The sequence below is a fragment of the Rhizobium sophorae genome (genome assembly GCF_013087515.1).
Lineage (GTDB): Bacteria > Pseudomonadota > Alphaproteobacteria > Rhizobiales > Rhizobiaceae > Rhizobium > Rhizobium sophorae.
Window position 1 is genome coordinate 62,553 of sequence record NZ_JABFCN010000011.1, and the last position, 22,093, is coordinate 84,645.

The 22,093-nt window shown below is 59.1% G+C and carries 21 protein-coding genes and 2 pseudogenes; 16 read left to right on the forward strand and 7 right to left on the reverse strand.

Features of this window, described 5'->3' with window-relative positions; translation table 11 throughout:
• Positions 1–2 precede the first annotated feature (2 nt).
• From G9X64_RS07085 to G9X64_RS07110, 7 genes are all read left to right on the forward strand, one after another.
• The gene (locus G9X64_RS07085) at positions 3–956 is read left to right on the forward strand and encodes a shikimate dehydrogenase family protein (RefSeq protein WP_168317136.1); all 954 of its coding nucleotides are present in this window, start codon (positions 3–5) and stop codon (positions 954–956) included.
• A 3-nt stretch (positions 957–959) separates the two neighbouring features.
• The gene (locus tag G9X64_RS07090; protein WP_312864030.1) at positions 960–1,907 is read left to right on the forward strand and encodes an NAD(P)-dependent oxidoreductase; all 948 of its coding nucleotides are present in this window, start codon (positions 960–962) and stop codon (positions 1,905–1,907) included.
• A gap of 3 nt (positions 1,908–1,910) precedes the next feature.
• A complete protein-coding gene (locus G9X64_RS07095; RefSeq protein ID WP_168317137.1) occupies positions 1,911–2,765 on the forward strand; it encodes an MBL fold metallo-hydrolase in 855 nt (284 codons plus the stop codon).
• 23 nt (positions 2,766–2,788) lie between these two features.
• Positions 2,789–3,682: an SIS domain-containing protein gene (locus G9X64_RS07100; protein ID WP_168311112.1), complete on the forward strand. Its 894-nt coding sequence runs from the start codon at positions 2,789–2,791 to the stop codon at positions 3,680–3,682.
• Between the two features lie 463 nt (positions 3,683–4,145).
• Complete coding sequence (locus tag G9X64_RS36415; protein ID WP_246270927.1) at positions 4,146–4,526, forward strand: hypothetical protein; 381 nt, start codon at positions 4,146–4,148, stop codon at positions 4,524–4,526.
• A 116-nt stretch (positions 4,527–4,642) separates the two neighbouring features.
• Positions 4,643–4,870, forward strand: a complete 228-nt coding sequence (locus G9X64_RS36425) for a hypothetical protein (RefSeq protein WP_246270928.1) — start codon at positions 4,643–4,645, stop codon at positions 4,868–4,870.
• Positions 4,871–5,043: 173 nt separating this feature from the next.
• A complete protein-coding gene (locus G9X64_RS07110) occupies positions 5,044–5,331 on the forward strand; it encodes a DUF1236 domain-containing protein (RefSeq protein ID WP_168317138.1) in 288 nt (95 codons plus the stop codon).
• Between the two features lie 45 nt (positions 5,332–5,376).
• On the opposite strand, the gene G9X64_RS07115 is transcribed toward G9X64_RS07110, so the two are convergent.
• Positions 5,377–6,513 (reverse strand): glycosyltransferase family 2 protein, encoded by a 1,137-nt coding sequence (locus tag G9X64_RS07115; protein ID WP_171376249.1) that lies wholly within the window; start codon positions 6,511–6,513, stop codon positions 5,377–5,379.
• Positions 6,514–6,986: 473 nt separating this feature from the next.
• On the opposite strand from G9X64_RS07115, the gene G9X64_RS07120 reads away from it, so the two are divergent.
• From G9X64_RS07120 to G9X64_RS07145, 7 genes and pseudogenes are all read left to right on the forward strand, one after another.
• On the forward strand, positions 6,987–7,355 hold the full coding sequence (locus tag G9X64_RS07120; RefSeq protein ID WP_171376250.1) for a response regulator: 369 nt from the start codon (positions 6,987–6,989) through the stop codon (positions 7,353–7,355).
• Positions 7,356–7,692: 337 nt separating this feature from the next.
• Positions 7,693–7,979, forward strand: a pseudogene (locus G9X64_RS36430) (BON domain-containing protein).
• 253 nt (positions 7,980–8,232) lie between these two features.
• Positions 8,233–8,844, forward strand: a complete 612-nt coding sequence (locus G9X64_RS07125) for a response regulator (RefSeq protein WP_171376251.1) — start codon at positions 8,233–8,235, stop codon at positions 8,842–8,844.
• A gap of 348 nt (positions 8,845–9,192) precedes the next feature.
• Complete coding sequence (locus G9X64_RS07130) at positions 9,193–9,465, forward strand: BON domain-containing protein (RefSeq protein ID WP_168317142.1); 273 nt, start codon at positions 9,193–9,195, stop codon at positions 9,463–9,465.
• Between the two features lie 127 nt (positions 9,466–9,592).
• Positions 9,593–9,988 carry a DUF1236 domain-containing protein gene (locus G9X64_RS07135; RefSeq protein WP_168317143.1) on the forward strand — a complete coding sequence of 132 codons (396 nt, stop codon included), beginning with the start codon at positions 9,593–9,595 and terminating at the stop codon, positions 9,986–9,988.
• Between the two features lie 99 nt (positions 9,989–10,087).
• Complete coding sequence (locus G9X64_RS07140; RefSeq protein ID WP_171376252.1) at positions 10,088–10,945, forward strand: DUF1236 domain-containing protein; 858 nt, start codon at positions 10,088–10,090, stop codon at positions 10,943–10,945.
• A 121-nt stretch (positions 10,946–11,066) separates the two neighbouring features.
• A complete protein-coding gene (locus tag G9X64_RS07145; protein WP_171376253.1) occupies positions 11,067–11,648 on the forward strand; it encodes a BA14K family protein in 582 nt (193 codons plus the stop codon).
• A gap of 216 nt (positions 11,649–11,864) precedes the next feature.
• Here G9X64_RS07145 and G9X64_RS36180 read toward each other — a convergent pair.
• A pseudogene (locus tag G9X64_RS36180) lies at positions 11,865–12,005 on the reverse strand (alpha/beta hydrolase); the annotation flags it as partial.
• 1,227 nt (positions 12,006–13,232) lie between these two features.
• Here G9X64_RS36180 and G9X64_RS07150 point away from each other — a divergent pair.
• On the forward strand, positions 13,233–13,754 hold the full coding sequence (locus G9X64_RS07150; protein ID WP_171376254.1) for a hydrolase: 522 nt from the start codon (positions 13,233–13,235) through the stop codon (positions 13,752–13,754).
• Positions 13,755–14,085: 331 nt separating this feature from the next.
• Here G9X64_RS07150 and G9X64_RS07155 read toward each other — a convergent pair whose 3' ends face one another.
• From G9X64_RS07155 to G9X64_RS07175, 5 genes are all read right to left on the reverse strand, one after another.
• Positions 14,086–16,290, reverse strand: a complete 2,205-nt coding sequence (locus G9X64_RS07155; RefSeq protein WP_246270921.1) for a methyl-accepting chemotaxis protein — start codon at positions 16,288–16,290, stop codon at positions 14,086–14,088.
• Positions 16,291–16,479: 189 nt separating this feature from the next.
• A complete protein-coding gene (locus G9X64_RS07160) occupies positions 16,480–17,313 on the reverse strand; it encodes an N-acyl homoserine lactonase family protein (protein WP_168317148.1) in 834 nt (277 codons plus the stop codon).
• A gap of 6 nt (positions 17,314–17,319) precedes the next feature.
• On the reverse strand, positions 17,320–18,315 hold the full coding sequence (locus tag G9X64_RS07165) for an ABC transporter permease (protein ID WP_171376255.1): 996 nt from the start codon (positions 18,313–18,315) through the stop codon (positions 17,320–17,322).
• A 1-nt stretch (position 18,316) separates the two neighbouring features.
• On the reverse strand, positions 18,317–19,864 hold the full coding sequence (locus tag G9X64_RS07170) for a sugar ABC transporter ATP-binding protein (RefSeq protein ID WP_171376256.1): 1,548 nt from the start codon (positions 19,862–19,864) through the stop codon (positions 18,317–18,319).
• Positions 19,865–19,896: 32 nt separating this feature from the next.
• Positions 19,897–20,838 (reverse strand): sugar ABC transporter substrate-binding protein, encoded by a 942-nt coding sequence (locus G9X64_RS07175; RefSeq protein ID WP_171376257.1) that lies wholly within the window; start codon positions 20,836–20,838, stop codon positions 19,897–19,899.
• 180 nt (positions 20,839–21,018) lie between these two features.
• On the opposite strand from G9X64_RS07175, the gene G9X64_RS07180 reads away from it, so the two are divergent.
• Entirely contained in the window at positions 21,019–22,029 is a 1,011-nt protein-coding gene (locus G9X64_RS07180; protein ID WP_171376258.1) for a LacI family DNA-binding transcriptional regulator, read from the forward strand.
• Positions 22,030–22,093 lie beyond the last annotated feature (64 nt).

Genomic DNA, 22,093 nt, shown 5'->3' on the forward strand with positions numbered 1-22,093 from the left:
CGATGAACTTCTATGCTCCGGCAACCCGGCCGACGCTCTATTTCATCGGCGTGACCACGGGCAAGAGTTCGATCATGAAGGTGTTTCCAGCCTGGGCCAATCATCTCGGGCTGAAAGACGCAGGTATCAGGGGCATCGATTTCCCCTCGCATGCCGAGCCCGAAGCCTATCGCCAGGCCGTCGCCTTCATCCGCGACGATCCGATGTCGCTGGGCGCGCTGGTGACCACCCACAAGATCGATCTCTTCAATGCCTGCAAGAATATGTTCGACGAGATCGATCCGCATGCGCGGCTGATGGACGAGACGAGCTGCATCTCCAAGCGCGACGGCAAGCTTATCTGCCACGCCAAGGACCCGATCTCATCGGGCCTGGCGATGGATGCCTTTCTGCCGGACGGCTATTTCGAGCGCACCGGCGCCGAGCTTTTCTCGATCGGTGCGGGTGGCTCGACGATCGCGCTGACATGGCACATGATGCATAAGCGGCGCGCGGGCGACAGGCCATCGCGCATCATCGTTTCCAATCGCAGCCAGCACCGTATCGAGGAGATCAAGCGCATTCACAATGCGATGGGCAGGACCGTGCCGGTCGAATATGTGCTGGCGCCGCAGCCCTCGGGCAATGACGCGATCGTGGCCGGATTGAAGCCGGGCTCCGTGGTGATCAATGCCACCGGCCTCGGCAAGGATGCGCCCGGTTCGCCGCTGACGAATGCCGTGGTTTTTCCCGAAAACGGCGTCGCCTGGGACCTTAACTATCGCGGCGAGCTGATCTTTCTCGACCAGGCCCGGGCGCAGGAGAAGGCGCGCAACCTCCAGATAGAAGATGGCTGGGTCTATTTCATCCACGGCTGGACGGAGGTGATCGCGGAAGTCTTCCATATCGACATACCGCCGAGAGGACCGGAATTCGACGCCATCTCGAAGATCGCGATCGATGTTACGAAAGGCTGAACCGTGGGTCACAAAGTGCTCGTCACGCCGCGCTCGCTGACCGAAGCGCCGCATCCCGCAATCGAGGGCATGGCCCGCCAGGGCGTCGAGATCGTCTATGCGACATCCGGCAAGCTGCCAGACGAAGCGGAATTGCTGCGGCTGGTGCCTGATGTCACAGGCTGGCTTGCAGGTGTGGAGCCGGTGTCTCCGAAGGTGATCGCCGCTGCGTCGAGGCTTTGTGTCGTGAGCCGCAATGGCACTGGTCTCGACAACCTGCCGCTTGGCGAGTTGAAATCGCGCGGCATCGCAGTCCGCACGGCAGACGGCGCCAACGCGCGGGGGGTGGCGGAGCTCGCCATCGCCATGATCTTCTCGGCCATGCGCCATCTGCCCCATACAGACCAGGGACTGAAGGCCGGCAACTGGCCGCGCCGGCGCGGCATCGAATTCTTCGGCCGCACGATCGGCATCATAGGTTGCGGCGCGGTCGGCGGCACGGTTGCTCGGCTGGCGGCCGCAATGGGCGCACACGTGATGGCTTTCGATCCCGCCCGTCCCGACGTTGGCATCGATCCCGCACGTTTTCGCTGGGCAAAGCATGACGAGATTTTCCGGGAAGCCGATATCCTGACGCTGCATTGCCCACCGAGCAAGGACCGCGCGCTGGTCAATCGCGATATGCTGGCGGCGGTGAAGCCGGGCCTGATCCTGGTCAACACGGCCCGCTCCTCGCTGGTCGATGAGGCCGCGTTGATCGAGGCGCTCGACGCCAAGCAGTTGCGGAGCTATTGCGTCGACGTGTTCGATCCCGAGCCGCCCGCTTTTCCCGGCCTTGCCTCGCGGGCGGACGTCATCGCCAGTTCGCATATCGGGGGCTATACCGAGGAAAGTGTCAACCGCGCGACCGAGATGGCGGTCTTCAATCTGATGGAATCGCTCGGCCTGAAACAGCATGCGCTGACGGCCTGACCCATGATCATGCTTCGTACGATCCCCTTCGACGAACCGCTCGCGGCTAGGCTCAAGATGGGGCCGGGCGACGGCGTCTCGCTCTACTGGCTCGGACAGGCCGGTTTCGTGATCGATGCGGATGGCCGGCGCATCGTCATCGATCCCTATCTCTCGGATTCGCTTGCGGTCAAATATCGCGATGCCGCTTTTTCGCATGAGAGGATGGTCCCTGCACCACTGACGCCGGATCAGCTCGGGCCGGTCGACCTTGTGCTGTGCACGCATCATCACAGCGACCACATGGACGGCGAGACGCTGAGCTTGCTGGCAAAACGCCTGCCTGAGCTGAACTTCGTGGTGCCCTCTGCTTCGCGTGAGTTCGCCATGCAGCGGATCGGTCTCGATGCCAGCCGATTGATTGAGGTCGATGCCGGTGATCGTAAAACGATTGGAAGCCTGGAGCTCCATGTCATGCGTGCCGCGCACGAAACCCTGGAGCGCGACGAGGCAGGAAAACACCGGTTTCTCGGCTACGGCATGGGCTTCGGCAATGTGAGAATCTTCCACTCAGGCGATACGATGCCGTTCGACGGGCAGAGTGAGGAGATCAAGGCCTTTGCGCCCGATCTGGCACTTCTGCCGGTCAATGGCCGCTCGGAGGCGCTGAGAACGTCCGGCTTTGCAGGCAACCTGACGCTTGCCGAAGCGATTACGCTTTCCGGTCGCTGCGCCATCGCCGCGATGATCGCCCATCACTACGGCATGTTCGCATTCAACACCATCGCGCCCGATGAGATCGACAATGCGGCTGAGCAAGCACCCATCACGCTTCATCGCGCCCGCTACGGCATCGAGTTTCGTCTTGACGGTGCGTAGTGCACAGTGGCAGGAAATCTCAGATGGCATATGAAGAGATATCCAGCCGCAATACCGGGCAAAACATACTCGAAATCGTGCGGCAGGCACTGCCTGGTCTTCGCAAATCCGAGCGCAAGGTGGCCAACCGCGTGCTGGAGGATCCCAACCGCATTCTCAACGCCGCGCTCGCGGAGGCTGCGGCACTTTCCGATGTCAGCGAGCCGACGGTGATCCGCTTTTGCGTGGCGATCGGCTGCAGCGGCTACCAGGAATTCAAGCTCCGGCTTGCCCATAGCTTGGCGCTCGGTACGACCGCGACCCATTCCGTGCTTTCGAAGAATGACAGCACTGCGGAACTGGTCGAGAAGATCTTCGGCTATACGATGACCAGCCTCGATTGGGCGCGCAGCCATCTCGATACGCAGGCGCTGGGTGAAGCCATCGCCCTGCTTAGCGGGGCTCGGAGTATCGAGTTCTTCGGTCTCGGTGCCTCCGGCATCGTGGCGCTCGATGCGCAGCAAAAGTTTCCGCTGTTTGGCGTGCCTTGCGGCGCACAGGCCGACACCCACCAGCAATTGATGACGGCATCCATGATGCAGGCCGGCGACGTTGCGGTGATCTTCTCCAATACCGGGCACACGATCGCAATGATTGAGGTGGCCAAGGTGGCCAAGGATGGCGGCGCCAAAGTGATCGCGGTTTCCGGATCGCGCTCGCCACTGCTCGACCATTGCGATGTGGCGATCCTGGTCGAGACGCTCGACAATACCGATATCTATACGCCGACGATCTCGCGCATCGCGGCCCTCGTCGTCGTCGATATCCTCTGTTCGGCTGTCGGATTGCGTCGAGATGCCGAACATGGCCAGCGCTTTGAAAACATGAAGCAATTGCTTCGAAACCAGCGGGTGAACGGCCCAGTGAAAACGTCGTAAGCGTACCGCGATGTCGTCTGCCGGCTGATTGAGGGAACTTGCGAGGAACTCCGAATCCGGCATCGTCAACTTAACGAAACACGCACATCGACATGAGATAACGGGCTCGGAACAAGAGCAGTTCGAAATCGTACGATAAGGCCGAACGGAGCATACGCTAGATTGACCACCATTCGAGCTCAAGCGGAGTTGATGGCCTGCTATGTGCATAATCGAGCGGCGATTTCGAGAGCCAGTCGGGAACAGGAGCGCGCTCGATGGCCGGCGGTGCGCCGAAGCGGCGCGGATCGGCCCGGCGCGCCCCTCCGGTGTCCACATTTCTGCTTGCCGGGCGGGGTTTCCCATTGTTCGTCGACAAAGAGCGAGATCGCCACATACTCATCGCCGAGCGTGCGGTATTGCGTGGTCCGTTGAAATACCAGAACGGACAACTTACGGTCTCGGAGGAAAGCGGTCAGGAGAGATGACACTGCGCAAGGCTGGATCGCCGGATGACGGTATGAAACCAAGCCTATCACGGCGCGCGGGCTTGCTCGCATGGTCGGCGTCAGTCAATCCGCCGTTTCGCGCGCCTTCACGCCAGGCGCCAGCATCGCCGCGGATCTGCGGGAAAAAAAATCTGCAGCACGCGGCCGAAATGGATTACCACCCGAATGCCATCGCCAGCATGCTTTCAAGGAGCAGGACGAATATCATCGGCATCGTCGTCTCCGATATGCAGAACCCCTTTTATCCGGCGCTCATCGAAAACCTTTCACGCGCACTGTCGTCGGGCGTGACCAATGCAACGCTCAGCGACACCTCAAGGCAAATGGTCTCATCGAGCGGCGGCGCTATCAGGTAAACCCGGAAAGGTTCGAGTACCTCCTGACCCAGAAGGGATGGCAAATCGCGCCTATGATGCCTGTGCTCGCTCAGATCGGTGACCGCTTGGGATTGTCCGGGGCTTCAGAACCGCCGATGACGTTCGTCAATCGCAAAACAGGCGCCGAGGTGCATTGGAGCTTCATCGACCAGGAAACCGGTGAGCACGTGAACCCGGCTGATCTCGAAATCAAGGAAGGCCCTGGCGCTGACGAGCTAGTCCGGTGGCGATTGTCCTACGGGGAAAACCGCCACAAGGTTCAGGTCGACGACGCGGCCGGCTCGGAGCGGACGGATGGGCTTGGATCCGGGAGTTATTCATGACGCGAGACCTCCTGACAAGCGTGAACATTGATTCGGTTCCGTGATGGCGCGAATCAGGGAGACGGGCATTTATGCCTTTACCCAGCTGGGCCACAGGCGCTCCGTGTAGCGGAGGAACTATATCGTATCGGTGGCGTTTACCGGGACACTCAAAATCCTGGGAGGTTAACAACATGAAAACACTGGTCATCTCTGCCGCAGCGCTGTTTCTGTCACTCGGAGGCGCGGCGGTCGCGCAGACGACGACGGTCGTCGTTCCTGGCGAGGTCAGAACCTATGTCGAAAAACAGGAAACGCCATCCGTCACCTTTGAAGGTGACGTCGCAGTCGGTACGGCGCTTCCTGACACGGTCGAGATCCACACGATCCCCGATCAACCTGATTACGGTTATGTAGTCGTCAACAAAAAACGTGTGCTCGTCAATCCGAAGACCCGCACGGTGATTGAGGTCGTCCAATAAATTGAAGCATCGCGGGCCTGCTTCCAAGGCCCGCGATTCCTCTCCTCAGGTGCCGTTCGCTCGGGGAGCGAGGGCTGAATTCAGCTTGGCATCCACCGCAGCCAGCCGCATCAGATGACGTCGTAATCGCGGGGTCTCCTTTGGGCATTCCAGACGCGAAGGAGCAATATGATCGTCGAATTTCATCTTCATTCGCGGTTGATATTCATGGTTTGCTGTGGTCGTCCCGAGACGAAGACAGTGTTGTATTCCGCGCAGACCCTTCTCGAGCACAAGTCGAACCACGAAACACGGGTCGCTTCGTAATATCGGCCGAAGCGTCACGAGTGACAGATAGCTTCTCCGAGCCTGTCGGAATTCCCAAAACGCATATTTTCGGGTGGCGTCGATTGCACTTCCGATCGCGTATCGGGGGAGCTGCGGATTTGCGGCCAGCGAGCGCTTAACGACCTCCAGAGCACTTTTGCCCATTCGCAGGTGATCGGAAGACATGCTGCCGGGATGCTTTCGATATCCCACCAGCCGTTCGGGAACGACTTCGATGAAGTAGCGTGCGGCTAGCTTGAGCTCGAAATCGAGGTCCTCGCAGCCTCCAAGACCGGCTGCTGCATATGAGCTATCGAACCCACCTATCGCAAGCGCGGCGTTCCGCCGGACGAGAAGCGCGCTTCCATTCCCTATATACTTAACGTTCAGATGCCGGGCGTAGATATATCCTCTTGCGACATCGGAACTGCCAGGGCGAATGATCTCGTCGTCCTCGTTGATGATGTAATGCAGCGTGTAGACCGCAGCCCAGTGCGAAGGCAACCGGTTGAGCCCGTTCACCTGTTTTTCGATTTTCGTTGGGTGCCAGAGATCGTCCGCATCGAGGAATGCAACGAATCGACCTGATGATGCCTCGATCCCAGTATTCCTCGCGGCGGCGACACCGCGGTTGGGGGTGGACAGGAGGCGGATCCGAGAGTCCGACACCGCTATCTGCTCGACGAGTTTTGCGGTGTTGTCCGTGGAACCGTCGTTGACAACGATAATCTCCAGGGCGGCGTAGGTCTGGCGAACAGCGGACCGAAGCGTGCGCTCAATATAATTAGACGCGTTGAAGGCCGGGATGACTACTGAGACCAGAGGCTGGTCAGAATGAAGTGTGTCGCGTCGATCCTCATCTTTAAATGAAAGCATTGCAGATCTCTCGCCACGTCAACCAAAAGATACTTTCGTACAGATGAAGGGACTCTTTTTGATTTCTGCCTTTTTCGTACATTCAACTCGGAGCGGCCAAATCCCCGCCGCCGACATTGTTGGAAGATCACCAACGCCTACACTCTAACTTTGTTCTGCGAGCGCAAACGGACTTTGGTCCGACGTAGACCCCTCTACTTTGGTAGAAGAGGCTAGATATGAGAGCCGTACTTTGGTGGAAACTGAAAGAGTTCGGGCCTGACATCAAGGTCTGGTCCTCGGACACTTCGGTCGTGCGGATCGTGGACAGGGCGCGGGCGCGCGATCTCAGCGAGGCATCCGGATCCCGGACCTTGGTTGGGGGTACTTGAGACTCAAGTCCTACACGTGGAACCGCTTGTGGTGGGCAGTGTTTTCGATTGGCGACGCCAGAGAGCGTCGCGCCGATTTTGTAGCCGCCCTGGAGACGAACCATGCGCCTGCTTATCGTGGAAGACGAACCGGAAATCGCTCTGGTGATCGAGGACGTCGCGATCGACGCCGGATTCGAAATCACTGGCATCGCGGGGAACATGTCGGAGGCTCTGGAGCTCGGCGCCGAAGCAGACATCGCCATCATCGACGTCCGGCTCGGGGATGGAATCACGGGACCGTCCATCGCCCGCGCCCTCTTTTCCGGATTCGGACTTGGGGTGGTGTATTTCACCGTGAACCCCGGCCTTATCGAAAACCCGGAGGGCGTCACCAAACCGGCGAGCCCCGAAAGAATAGTGGACGCGTTGTCCATGGCAGCCAAGAACGCAAGAACGCATCGCGTCGCGAGCTTGCCCACCTTCCACTGAACGCCTGAGGCGCCGTTGATCGGCTTCCTCCCCGAACCCAATGCTGCCGACACCATTCCTGTTGCCTGGAGATGCACCTGCCCACGCCGCAATCGTATGAGGCGGCTGTGCTCGAATTTTTCAACGAAGGCTACCCTCGGGAACTCCCCACGACGCCCGACTTGGATCGACAGCGCGTCACCAGGGAGGTTCTGACTGGATACAGCAACATTGCTAAAACCTCCCTGGTGTCCTCTCAACAGGATGAGGAAGATTTAAGCGAGATAGCGCCGAGGGGAAGACGGACCTAAGTCTGACTGGCGCACCAGGACCTGCTTCTCATGTTAGGATTGAAGTAATTGAAGCTCCGTGGAGGGACGGAACAGGAGGACGATATTCCGACAACGCCAGCCATGAAGAGCGTTGCTCCCAAGGCGGTAGTTCAGCCTCGACCATCGCGACGATCGAAGCGGCCCTTTCCGCTGATCTGGATATCGACAGCAGCGCCATCTCGGCCCCGCGGTCCTGCTTGGAGGCTACATAACAAACGCCGCCGACCGCGAGAAAGGCATCTCGCTTGCGGCGATGATCGGCGGCAAGGAGAACGTTCAGGACCGGATGCTGAGCCGCTTCCCCACGCAGTAGCGCGTCGCAATCTTTCAGATTCTCTACCAGTCCTGTCGCCGGAGCCGGACGCGATCAGATATCTGAACCAGCATACCATGTCGTTTCGCTGGGGCCCGCAAAATCACGATATAACGCAGGCCTAACTAAAAGTGTTCAGTCGCTCATAGAGTGTCTCTAGACGTTTCCCAAACGCTTGCCATGTCTATGCCGAACAGCCAGTCGATGGACCACAGATGGCTTTTCTTTAGCCCGAGGAGATGGAGAGTGCAGCTTGACAGCCATCACGATAGCGATCGTGGACGACCACCCTCTTTTTCGAGAAGGGGTGAGCCGCACTCTGTCCGAAATTGATGATTTCGTCATTGTAGGCGAAGGGGAGAGCGCCGATGACGCGACCACGCTGGCGACGTCCCACAGGCCCGACGTCCTTGTGCTCGACGTGTCCATGCCCGGAGGAGGAATCGACGCGATTTCCGATATCCTGGCACGAAGCCCACAGACAAAGGTCCTGATGCTGACCGCCTCGGAGGACGTCGACTCTGTTGTCGCGGCACTACGACGGGGCGCAGCCGGATATATCGTCAAGGGTATCGGATCACGCGGACTTGCCGAGGCCATTCGAACGGTCGTCGGAGGCTCGAGGTACATCTCGCCGAGCATGCGCGCCAAGGTCGAAAAAACTCTTCTCGACAGACCGGCTTCACTGACGCCCCGCGAAACCGAGGTGATAGAACTGGTCGCCGGCGGACTTACCAACAAGCAAATCGCGCGCCGTCTGGACCTCCAGGAGAAAACGATCAAGCATCACATGACCGAAATACTGTCCAAGCTTGGCGCCACCAATCGAACGGAAGCAGCAATCAGATGGCGCCAAGGCGCCTAGCGGAGGTAGCGTAGCTACGGAACTGAAGGCGCACGGGCTGATCGCCAAGGATTCGAGGTCGCCGACCGTTCGGATTTCTATCCGTGTCCTACAAGCGCAAAGCATTCCGCATTTATAGCGGCGTTGGGAGTCATCAGGGAGGTTCCGACTGGAGTTGGGCAACATCCTAAAACCTCCCTGACGTCTTGCAAGGATTCACGAACCTGACGTCCTTGCAAGGGAGAATCTAAGCCGGATCGCGCCGAGGGAAAGGCGGACTTAAGTCCGGCTGGCGATGTCAGGACACGCTGCTCATATCTCATGCGAGGTAACGTGAAGATCCGTGGAGGGGCGGGACAGGAGGAGAATATGAAGTTCGGCCCCGATAGCTACAATCACGAAGAGCGCTGCTCGCAAGGCCACAGCTCCGCGTCGACCATCGCAACAATTGAAGCAGCCCTTTCCGCCGATCCGGATATCGACAGCAGTGCCATCGAGATCAGGATGCTCGGCCCTGTCGTCCTGCTCGAAGGCTTTATAACCAAGGCTGTGGACCGCGACAAAGCGATCTCGCTTGCCGCGATGATCGTCGGCTGGGAGAACGTCCAGGACCGGATGCTGAGCCGCTTTCCCATGCAGTAGGCAGGCGAATCCTACGCTAGGACCAAGGTCTGTCCAAGCCCCGGCATGAAGTCCTACGTCTGGAACACTTCCTCCATCTCTCGGTTGTCTCCCTAGCGGAACCAACCGCATCCAAGGAGGAAAACAGATGAATATCAAAGTCGTAGGGATCGCCGCGAGCATCCTGTTGGCAGCGACCTCTGCCTTTGCGCAGTCTTCGACTGTAACAGGAGCAGTAGGCGGTGCCGCAACGGGTGCGATTGTCGGCGGCCCGGTCGGTGCTGCTGTCGGCGGCATTGTCGGCGGCGTGGCAGGTAGCGTCATCGATCCGCCGCCGCAGCAGGTGGTGACCTATGTTCAGCAGGCTCCGGCACCGACCACGCGCGTCGTGGTGAAGGAGAAGATAGTCGTCGGACAGCCCCTGCCGGAGACCGTGGTCGTGACGCCCATTCCCGATGACCCCACGTATGCATACGCGATCGTCAACGACCAGCGTGTGATTGTCGAACCTTCCTCCCGGAAGGTGATCCAGGTCATCCAGTGACCTTCGGGCGGCTTCGGCCGCCCCTTCCAACCATCAGGGCAAGCAATGACGCATGAGAATGCGGGGCGGCATCGTGTGCCCAAACTTCGGAGAGTAATCATGAAAAGCAACCATCTCACCATGCTCGTGGCGGCACTGTCCCTGAGTGTGTCGCCACTTGCAACATGGCCAGCAGCAGCCCAGCAGGACACCAAGAGCGGCGGCCAGGCTCAGTCCGGTTCTCAGACGGGCACGGACACAGGTTCGCAGTCCGGCTCCAAGACCACCGGCACCGACTGCACCCCCGACGCGTCGGGAGCATGCCCGCAAGGCAAGGGCCAGTCGTCGCAGGAGAAATCTGGCCAGGGCTCGGATATGAAAAAGAGCGCCGAGCAGCCTTCTAAGGACAAGTCTTCGACGAGCGGAACGGCCTCCGGCAAGTCTTCGACGGAAACCAAATCCGGATCCCAAGCCACCGGCGACGCCACGACCGACCAGAAGCCCGCCGCCAAGTCCAGCAGCACCGATACAAGCGGCACGGCCACCTCAGGCACGAAGAGCAGCACGCAAAATGCCAAGCCTGCAGAAGGCACGCAGAGCGGCGATGCGTCCAAGCAGTCGACCGACCAGAACTCGTCGATGACGAACAAGAGCTCTTCGGAAACCAACGTCAACAACACGACCACCACGAACACTCAGACGTCCAACACCAAGACCAACGTCAACATCTCCGTCGAGCAGCAGACCGAAATTCGCACGGTGGTGAAGGAGGTGCATGTCGAGCCGGTGAATGAAGTCGACTTCACGGTTTCCGTCGGGGTGAAGATCCCGAAAAAGGTACGGCTGGAACCGCTGCCGCCGCGCATCGTGAAGATCGTTCCGCAATATGAAGGTTACCGCTTCTTCATCCTTGCGGATGGCCGGATCGTCATCGTCGATCCTTCTGCATTCACCATTGTCTACATCATTACAGCATAGCAGCCAGGCCCCGGCGGCGGAGGGCCACCGGGGCGCTTTAGGAGAGGGACATGATCTATTCTCATGATAGCGCCGCCGGCCGCGTCTGGGTTCCACAGGCTCAACAGCAGGGGTCGGGACAATGAATGCCATCGCATCCGTCGCTTTTGGAATCTTAAGCTCGGTCGGGGCCTGTATGGCTGCCGCTTCTGTCGCCTCCTATGTCGTGGCGGATTCCGAACCTCACGCCTTCAAGGAGCTAGCAGCGCGCGATCTATGGACGACGACGCCGATGAAAGTCGATCCTCGGCAGCAGCACTATGAACGAATTCCGCCTCTCTATTCCAGCTACGTGACCGAGGCGTCGACGAGCATGGCATCAGCGGCGAGGCCGGAATCGGCTCGCCCGCCAGCCGAACTTCAGACACCGCAGCCCAGACTTTCGGCCGCGCATCTTGCCTGGTGTGGGGATCGCTACCGTTCTTTCGATCCCGCGACCAACAGCTATCGATCCTATAACGGTGAGACCCGAGAGTGCATTTCGCCGTTCAAGCGGATTGTCGCCGGAGCCGACGAAGGTGTCGGCACGAAAGTGAATGCACAGGCGGCAGCCCGGTGCGCGGCTCGCTACAGATCGTATCGACCGGAAGACAATACGTATCAACCATGGGAAGGGCCGCGGCGCAGTTGTGACATATCGGATCTCGTTGCCACCAGCAATTGATCATCGGCGGTCTTCTCCGGCCTCGCCGGCATCGTTTCCAGCGCGGGTTCGACCGTTGCGACGGCCCGCCGCTCCGGGCGCTGGCGACTGCAGCCGATCGACGGCGCATATGACAGCAACGCACTAAGAGGATGCCGTCGGATGGCGAGGACGTCATGGAAGCGGCTCGTCGCCAGGAGGGCATAGTGTCAGTCAAGGAAATCAAGTTCGCCACTTCATGCCATAGCCCTTGACGTCGGTGGCCCAGCTCCTCCAGATCGCGACCGGATCGCCGTAGATCTGTTCGAGATCAACACCAAGCGACCAAAGGCAGAGCATCGGACAATGGATCTTCCGCCCGGCGTCGTGATCCGCCTTCCGTGGTTCTCGATCGCGCGCGGACGACGGCTGGGTCCTCCTGGCTATGTTCTGCGGCAATCTCATTCTCGATGAACCCGCTACCTGCATCCATGCTGCGCTCCTCTTTGGCCGCTTCGGATAAAAAAACTGGCGAAGTTTGCCACCTCACCGATTCGGCGCTTTGGTTTGAAACGACAATGGTGGTCGGAACTCCGTCGGACTCTCTATTCAACGATCCAAGCACAGAGTTTACTCAGTTGACACGCCGGGCCGTTGCGACCGGAAAGGTAGCTACGATCGAGCGCGCTCGTGAAGTTCCATGGCTCCGATTGCCAGGTCTGCGCTCTGACCCACTTCCAGCTTGACCGCTTTTGGCGTTAATTTCGGCGCGATCAAACGACCGCAATTGGATCGTTTCAAGCGCGGACTATCGATTTTGATGTGGGCGCCCTAGATCGGCGGGCCAGCCCGCCATCCTGCATCTCGACATCGTTGGTGGGACGACCTGTTTTAGGATCGCGCTAGCGGTGAAGTAAAAGAAGTGATCGACCGGTGGCACGAATGAGTGTGGGTTGAGGAGCCAGCCTGGCGCTGACATTCTTTGGCCTGAGCACGAGGCAACAGTCGTGCGCTCACTTAGTGGACCGCGACACGAAGGAACGCGAAAGGCCTGATCGGCTTGGATCCATCGAGTTTCGAGTGCTGTGACTTCCAGTCGGCTCGAGGGCCAGCCGGAGATCGACATCTTGTGACCGTGACTGCCAGTCTTATTTCAAAGGTCAACGGAGGAGTTCGGCCGCGACGGACGGCATCGCTGATCCGCCGATGGTTCTGGGGCAATCCTCGACGCCCAAAGGTTGGATCTCGAGGCAGCGCGGTTTCACGGGCCTTGAAACGAACACAGTGCTCGACTATTTGGCGTTAATCGGCGTTGCTGGTGAGTGTTCCACGAGAGCGTTCGCGACTGCCGAAGTCGCTTTTTTACTTTTGACCACGGATGTACTGGCACGGGTGTTGAGAGCGATGTCGGAAAGGTCGGTGCGGTTTCGCCCCGGCCTTTTTTGTTGCCATCAAGATCGGCACCCGGCAATCGCTTGACGGTTCTCGGCCTCGGCGCCCGATCGACCTCAGCAGGATCAAGATGGCGATCATAATGCGGTTTGAAGTTCCACTTTCCTCGACGATCGCGTCGTACATGGAACATCCAGGAATCGACGTCCGAACACCAAGCGCCAGTTACTGCAAATGATCTACTTCACCGGCGATACCCATTTCGGAGACTCGCGCGTCCTGCGCCTCGACAAACGCCCGTTCGCCAACATGGTCGAACACGATGACGCCCTGATCTGGAACTGGAACCAGACCGTCGGCACTGACGACGAGGTCTGGCATCTGGGAGACTTCATGTCGGCGAGCGGTGGCGAGTGCGCCGAGCTGCTTGCGAGGCTAAACGGTCGGAAGCACCTGATTGTGGGCAACAACGACCCGACGACGACCACGAACTCACCGGGATGGGAGAGCGTACAGCATTACGCCGAACTCCGGCACGACCGACATCATCTCGTCCTGTGCCATTACGCTTTTCGGACTTGGAATCAGATGAGCAAGAAGTCGATCAACCTGCACGGCCACTCCCATGGCAGATTGAAGCCTCTCCCTCGCCAGTACGACGTCGGGGTCGATGGGCAAGAGCTTCGTCCGGTCACACTGGAGGTCCTCTTGAAAAAGAAGCGTGTCGTCGCGGATGGGGAAGATATGGAAGAATAGGGAGGGCGTGATGGCGCTAGGTGTGTTGTTGTATCAGGCCCAATAAGACCTGAGGACACTTGATCTTCGCCGGCACTGAACTCTTCTCGAACCCGGAACCATCGTCGAGCGGCTCGAACGCATAGGCGGGGCGTTTGAGGCTGTCGCTGCACTGGCTGAAAGAATAAAAAGGGGCCCGAGAACATATCTCAGGCCCAGGTCTTGCTTCGACAGCGTAGGGAGGAGAACGCGCCGATCTCTTCGTTTTAGCCGCTTATGGTTAATGAAGCCTAACCGCGCGATGGACCCGTAAGGCCAGTATAATCCTTTTCATCGCGCGGCATTCCTCAGTTTAGACCTCCTGCCATTCATCCTTAACGGCATTTGACCCGAACGAGCTCGCAACCCGTTTCATCATCGTGCGCACGGGCGATTGTTGAGGCTTTGTGTCACGCGGATAAATGGGAGCCGCAGCTGCGCTGAACGTTTCCGATTTAAAGCGTGATACGAGGCTCCGCAGGTTGCCTGCCTCGTTTGCCAAAGTGCCGCTGGCCGCGTTCGCCTCCTCGACCATGGCCGCGTTTTGCTGGGTAAATTGATCCATCTGGTTGACGGCGGTATTGACCTCCGAAAGACCAATCGACTGTTCGCGCGCCGACGTTGCGATCGAATCCATGTGCTGGTTGATCGTAACGATAAAGGCTTCGATAGCCTTGAGCGCCTCGCCAGTCTGGCTGACCAGCGTTACGCCATTTTCCACTTCCGCGCTGGAATTCCGGATGAGTTCCTTGATTTCCTTTGCAGCCTTCGCCGAACGTTGAGCCAGTTCGCGGACTTCCTGAGCCACGACGGCAAAGCCCTTTCCAGCCTCGCCGGCCCGCGCCGCTTCTACGCCGGCATTGAGCGCCAGCAAGTTCGTTTGGAATGCGATATCGTCGATCACGCCGATGATATTAGAGATCTGGTCGGATGACTGTTTGATCTTGCCCATGGCGTCTACGGCGGAAGCAACGACAACACCTGACTGGCGGGCATTCTCATTGGCTTGAATGGCGACGCTTCGCGCCTCGTCGGCGCGCTTGGTCGAATTCGCGACATTGGTGGTGATCTGATCGAGAGCAGCGGCGGTTTCCTCCAACGACGCTGCCTGTTGCTCGGTGCGCTTCGAAAGGTCGTCGGCGCTCGCACTGATTTCCCGCGAGCCGCTGTCAATCGCGGTGGTCGATCGCGCCACCGCGCTCAGTGTCTCGCGAAGCTGTCCGACAGCCTGATTGAAGTCGGAGCGGAGCGCCTCGAAATCGGCCGGAAGGGGATTGACGATCTGATAGGTCAAATCCCCGAGCGAGAGCTGCCGAAGGCCCTCGGCGAGCGACTGTGTCGCTAGAGCCATTTCCGCGGCCCGCTTGCGATCGAGTTCCGCTGTCTTCTGACGCTGCTCTTCCGTCTGTTGGCGATTTGCGGTTGCCTCGACTTCAAGAGTGCGGGCCTTTTCAGCATTTTCCTTGAACACCGCGACGGCCGAGGCCATAGCGCCGATCTCATCCGACCGATCCTTGCCTTCGATGGTGACGTCGAGATCATTTTCAGCGAGACGCGACATCGTATCGGTCAGCTTGCCGATGGCCTTGGAAAAAGTGCGAGCAAACAGGAGGAAGCCGACCAGAGACAAAAGCGACACGAACACGCTTCCTACAACAGTGGCCCAGAGGGCGCTGGAGCTTGCAGCGAGCAGTTCTGTTGCGTCGGCGCCGATTTCCAAGACGCCGAGCGGATCGCCGGAAAAGTTTGTGAACGGCACGGCCTGGACCAGGATATCCCGCCCGCCGGAGGAAATCTCATCGAATACTGGTTTGCCGGCGAACGCGGATTGAATCTGTTCGGCGGTCAGCATCGACTTGCCATCGAGTGTGGAGGCCTGGAGCTGAAGTTTCCCGTCTGCGACCACATTGACCGCGATCTCGCCGCCTATACGATCGGCGATCGGACCGAAGTATGGATTGGACAATTCCGTACCAACGTCGACCACGCCGACAACCCTACCCTCTTGGATGACCGGTGCGGAAGCATACATGCCAATGCTCGCACGGCCTGGTTCGATCCCTGCAGCCACCTGGCCAGTCGATAGAGCCTTTACAACCATCTTGCGGCGTCCGGTCATGTCGTCGCCGAATTTGTCAGGAGCATGGAGACGCGCGATGGCCGAGCCCTTCACATCGACGAAGGTCACAAACTGCAAGCCGCCCTCCTTCGCGATCGCTGGAAGACCAGAACCATACTTGGTCAGGATGGCTTCTCTCTCCTTGCCTAGAATGAGTTTTGCGGTATCCGGATCGCTTGCGAGCGCCAACGCAAGAGCGGCGGCCGCCCTCTGGGTCGCGCCCATGTCAGTCTGGATCAGGGAGAGGTCGCTGCGAGCCCTGCTTTGGAGGGCATCGTCGTTCGCGATCGACTGCCGGTACCATGCCTGCCCACCGATGGCGGCGCTCGCGAACAAGACGGCCCCGAACCCGTAACCGGTCATTTTTACCCAAATAGGTCTGCGGACTTTAACGCTCATCTGCCCCTCTCGATAATCGTTCGATAAGGGAGCGTTAAACTTGAAGTCATCAATTTTTCTTAACAGCAGGCTATCAGGTTTCGCTCGGCGAGGCTTTGCGGGTTACTCTCTCCGCATCGAGGATTTATTTGATCTGGGCGCTTAGCAAGTATCCTGCGGTATCGAAGATCTCGCCGCTACTCCCGAAGTTCAGGACGCCTTGAGGATCTTGAAGCCCTCGATTTCCTTGACGAGCGGCAGATGCGCCCAGCGATCATTGTCGTGCATCATGATCAATCGCGACATGTCGCCTGCTATCTCCTCGTTGATGCGATCCATGGTCTCCAACTGTTTCCAGATGCTGCCAATACCGTTGTTCAGGGGCGCAAAGACGCCGTCGTGCCTGTGTCCGGTCAGGTTGAGCTTCGAATAGATGCAGTCGCCCGCCGCCAGCAATCGTCCGCGCGCGGTTTCGACAATTACGAACTGCTGGCCGAGCGTGTGGCCTTCGCCAAGGCGGACATGGATTCCAGGCAGGATATTGTCCTTGTCGCCATCGACCAGCGTCAGGCGATGTTGGACGGCCGCGTCAAAAGCCGAGCGGATGTTGTCCGGATTGATGATGGCCGTCAGGAAACCGTATTGTGGCGGTAGCGCCATCGCTTCGTTCCAGGACAGCCATTCGCGCTTCTGGATGAAGATCCGCGCCTTGGGGAATGCCGAAATCGAGCCCATATGGTCGAAATGGGCGTGGCTGAGCACGATGTCGGTCACATCCTCTGCCTTGACGCCAAGCTCCTCGAGCATGCGCACCGGCGATATCCATTCGGGAATACCGAATTTCCTGGAAAACTCTGCGCCACTGCCTTCGTTGAGAAAACCGGTGTCGATCAGCACATTCTTTCCCCCGTTCTGAGCCAGGACGAAACCGAAAGGCAGATCGAGCACTGTTGACGGCGGGGCGCCGTTGACGAGGTCGATCAGCGGCTGGTCTTTCGACCGTGCAAATTCGATGACGTGGACCTCCCAATGATTGGACATCATGTGCTCCTAACGCTGCGAGAGAATGCGGCCGAGGCTGGAGAGCCCGACGGCGATGATCAGGATGGCGCCTTGAAAAATGTACTGCGAGTAGGTCGGCGCGCCGAAAATATTGAGGCCGTTAAAGCCAAATGCGATGATCATTGCACCGATGAAGGTGCCGAAGACATGGAACTCGCCGTCGCGCAGCGTCGCAGAACCGAGGAAGACGGCGGCAAACGCGGTCAGGAGATAGGGATCGGCTGCACTTGTTGTGCCGCTGCCAAGCCGTGACGCAAGCAGGATGCCGGTCAGCGCCGCGCACATGCCCGATATGACGAAACCCAGGATTTTGATGCGGTCCACGTTGATCCCGGCGAGCCGCGCAGCCGAAGGATTACCGCCGACCGCCTGGATCTCCTGGCCGAGCGCGGTCCGCTCAACAAGAAGCCAGAGAGCGCCGAGCACAATGACCATGATGACGATATTGTTTGGAATACCGAATAGCCAGCGGCCGAGCGAAACCTGCAGAAATGCTTCTGGCACACCGGCGGTGATGGGCACGCCGGCCGAATAAGCGAAAGACAATCCTGTCAGAATTGTGCCAACGCCGAGCGTGGCAATGACCGAATTGACCTTGACCTTGGTGACGATCAAACCGTTGACGAGGCCGATCAGGCCACCGAGCAGGATGACGATCAGGATCGCCACGCCCATCGGAAGTTTGCTGGAGACGATCAGGCCCGTCACCAATACCCCGTGCAGGGAAGCAGCAAAACCGATCGAGAGGTCGAGTTCGCCGACAATGACGGCAAGCGTCAGACCGCCGGCGATGATCATCGCAAGCGAGGTCTGGTTCAACACATTGGTGAAATTGTAGATCGTCGGAAAGGCGCGCGGCGACAGAATCGAAAAGGCAACGATCATCGCCAAGAGGCCTATGATCGTCGCATAGCGGGCGAAGGCCCCGAGCGCTCGTTTCGTTGCCGGTGAAAGCCTTCGGGTCGATACGGCCAGGTCGCTCATGTCAGTTCCTTTCGGTGCCTTCGAAAGCATAGCTTGCTTCGACCAGCGCATTGCGGGTTATACCCGCGCCTGTCAGCTCGCGCACGACGCGACCTTCCGCCATGACGAGTACGCGGTCGCAAAGGTCGGGCAGCTCGTCGGGCTCCGACGAGACGACGATGACGGCCATGCCGCCAGCGGCGAGATTTCGGATCAGCATATGTATGTCGGCTCGTGCGCCGATGTCGACGCCTCGCGTCGGCTCGTCGAGAATAAGGACCTTCGGTTGGCGCATAAGCCAGCGGCCGATGACCACTTTTTGCTGATTGCCGCCGGACAGGAGGCCGACCGGGGTCTCGATCGATTGCGTCTTGACCGAGAGATCGCGAACGATCCGAGATGAAAGTCTTTCACGGCGGCGATAATCGATCAGGGGCACTGCCGGGCTACGGACAATATTGGCGAGGTTGGAGAGCTGGAGGTTGAAGGCGACGCTCTTCGTCAGCACCAATCCGTCTGCACGTCTCTCTTCCGGCACGAGCCCCAACCCGGCCTTGACCGCGTGGGCCGGCGTCTTCGGCAGGAAGGCCTTGCCGCCAAGCATCATCAGCCCGGCATCAGCACGATCGGCGCCGTAGATCAGCCGGATCAGCTCCGTTCGGCCGGCACCGACAAGTCCGCCGATGCCGAGCACTTCGCTGCAATGCAGTTCGAAAGAAACGTCCTTGACTTTCGGCAGCCGTGTCAGCCCTGCGACCGAGAGGATCACATCCTTGCGCGCATCGTCCTTTTCATGGCTCAGATTTTCGACCACGCCGCCGACGATCGCCTCGACAAGCGCGGCACGCGTGAGATCAGGCTTATCGATGACCGTGACGAAGGTACCGTCGCGGAAGACGGAAACGCTGTCACACAGGGTGAGAATTTCGTCGAGCCGGTGCGAGACGTAGAGGATCGAAACGCCGGAATCTCGGAGGTCCTGGATGATCTTGAACAGCTTTTCGCTTTCGGCCGCGGATAGTGAGGCGGTCGGCTCGTCCATGACGATCAGCCGCGCGTTTCGCATCAGCGCTCGGCAGATGTTGATCAGCCAGTTCTCCGCCGTCGAAAGATCTTTCACTTTGGCGTTCAGCGGGGCGCTGATGCCGACGCGTCGGGCGACCGGCTCGACATCCCTGGCAATCGCCTTCCAGTCGACGATCCCGAACCATGTCCTTTTCGGCAGGCCGAGCATGATGTTTTCCAAGACCGTCATTCCGGGAACGAAGGCGAGTTCCTGATGGATGAAACTCATGCCGAGATCGGTAGCGGCAGCCGGCGTGGCGATGGTGACCGGATTGCCGTCTATCAACACCTCGCCGGCATCGGCACGAGTTAGTCCCGCCAGAACTTTGATGAAGGTCGATTTGCCGGCACCGTTGGCGCCCACAAGTCCGTGAATTTCGCCGGCGCGAAGCGTCATCGAGACGCCCTTCAATGCCTGGGCGCGGCCATAGGCTTTCCAAACGCCACGGGCAACAAGAAACGGAGGCGTGATCGACGCCTCCTTTTCTGGATTGGACGCAAGCATTGCTTCTCTTCCGATCTAAGGTTCAAGCCTGCTTACTGGACGGTATCCGGGTGCTGTTTCAGGAAATCCTCCACCGTATCCCTGGTAATCAGGACGGCAGGCACTTCCACAGCGTGAGGCTTCCAGTCCGCACCGGCTTTTTTGATGTCCGCCAGCAGCTTAACCATATTGTAGCCTTCGGTGTAGCTGTCTTCCCAGGCCGTCGCGATCATGTGACCGTTCTTTATATTTTCGATCGCCTGGGCATTTCCGTTGACGCCATAGACCATGACGTCGTCGCGTGCCTGCGAACGAAGCGAACCGATCGCACCGATGGCCGGATCGTCCCAGCAGCCCCAGATCGCCAGCTTTCCAGCTCCTGGAGGATGCGACGCGAGCCAGGCATTTGCATATTGTGCGCCGTCCTCAAAATATCCGGGGATGCGCACTTCGTTCTTGGTCACCTTGATGTCCGCGTGGCTCTCCAGCATCTTGTCCATCAGCGTTTCACGGTTTCGGCAGACCTCTCCGGTGCGGTAGGTCAGCGCCAGAAGCTCGCCCTTGCCGCCCATGTCGTCGATCATCTTTTTGATGACAGGCTCGGCAATCGGCGCTCCGGAACCGTTGGTCGCCGCCACGCTCAGACCTAGCCCGCCTCCCCAGGTCACGACAGGAATATTGGCCTGCTTGGCCGCGTCGAGACCGGCGCCGATCGACGATGCCGGAAAGACGAGATCGACGATTGCAAAGGCACTACGCTGCGCAAAATTCTGGATGGCTGCGTTCGCCTGGTCGGCGCTGCCGGCGGCATCGACGACGGAAACGTCATAGCCGAGCTCTTCGGCAGCCTTCTTGGCACCATTGATGTAGCGAACGTTGTTGGCCTCGGTCGCCGCGATGGAAACGAGACCGATCAGCGGTTTGTCTTCGGCGTGCGCCGGCATTGCCGCCAAGATCGCGGCCGTCATCAACAATGTCTTTATACGGGAATTCATAGTTTCTTCCTCCCACGCCAATTTACTGCGTTCTCTGAGCGAACAGCAGCTAACCGTTTTGCTAGCATTCTAGATTTCGGTTAAGTGCGCAAGTATTTTCCTAATCTATATGGACAATTTTCACGATTTGTCGCATCGATTCTGGCGAAACGATTAGCTCTGAAGAAATGCGGATGGGGAATGGCGACCATTAGAGATGTAGCGGCTCGGGCACGGGTGTCGACGGCGACGGTCTCGGCGGTTGTCAATGACTCGGCCTATGTCAGCCCGGAGCTGCGCATCCGCGTGCTCGCCGCGATCAGCGAACTCAATTATGCACCCTCGCAAGCAGCCCGCAGTCTGAAGCGCGGTCGCAGCCAGTTGCTGGCACTGGTCGTTGCCGACCTCGCGAACCCGTTCTTTGCGCGGCTTGTCTGGGCGGCGGAGGCGGCAGTGGCTGCCTGGGGTTATTCCCTCGTCCTGTTCAACAGCGACGAGAAACCGGAAAACGAGCGGCGCATCCTTGCCCGGATCCGAGCGCTGTCCTGCGACGGGATCATCCTGGTTCCGGTCGACGTCGTCTCCACCCAGCCGCAGCGCGATAGCGAAGGGGAAGCAATCCCGACTGTCCTTTTCGGCCGTACCGTCGAGGGGCAGAACACAGATACGATCACCATCGACAATGTCGCCGCCGCCCGGCAGGTCACCAACTACCTGATGGATCTTGGCCATACACGGATTGGGACCATCACGGGGCCCCTGCATCTAACGACCGGCCGCGGCCGTCTTGAGGGTATGCTGGAAGCCATGCGAGCACGCGGGTTAACCCCGGCACCAAACCATATTCGCGCCGGCGAATTTCGGGAGGATATCGCCTATTCCGTCGCGCGTGAGCTTCTGACCCAACCTGAGCCTCCAACCGCCATCTATGTTGCCAACGGCGTTATGGCTCTTGGCGTGATGAGGGCACTGGCCGATCTCGGCCTTAAATGCCCCGATGATATCTCGATCGCCTCCACGGACACTATTCCCGGCATCGGGGGTCTTCGCCCACGTCTTACGCGCACAGAGCATCCGGTAATCGATATGACCAACGAAGCACTACGTTTGCTCGTGGACCGGATCAATCGCGGGTCCCGTGCCGACGCCCGGAACATCGTCTTCCAGCCCTCGCTCGTTGTGGGAGAGAGTTGTGCGCCCTACAAGAGCTGATGACTCTAGAGCGTATCCGGATTTAGTTGAATCGGAGGGGATTCCGTTTTTGGCTGTTTTGTGA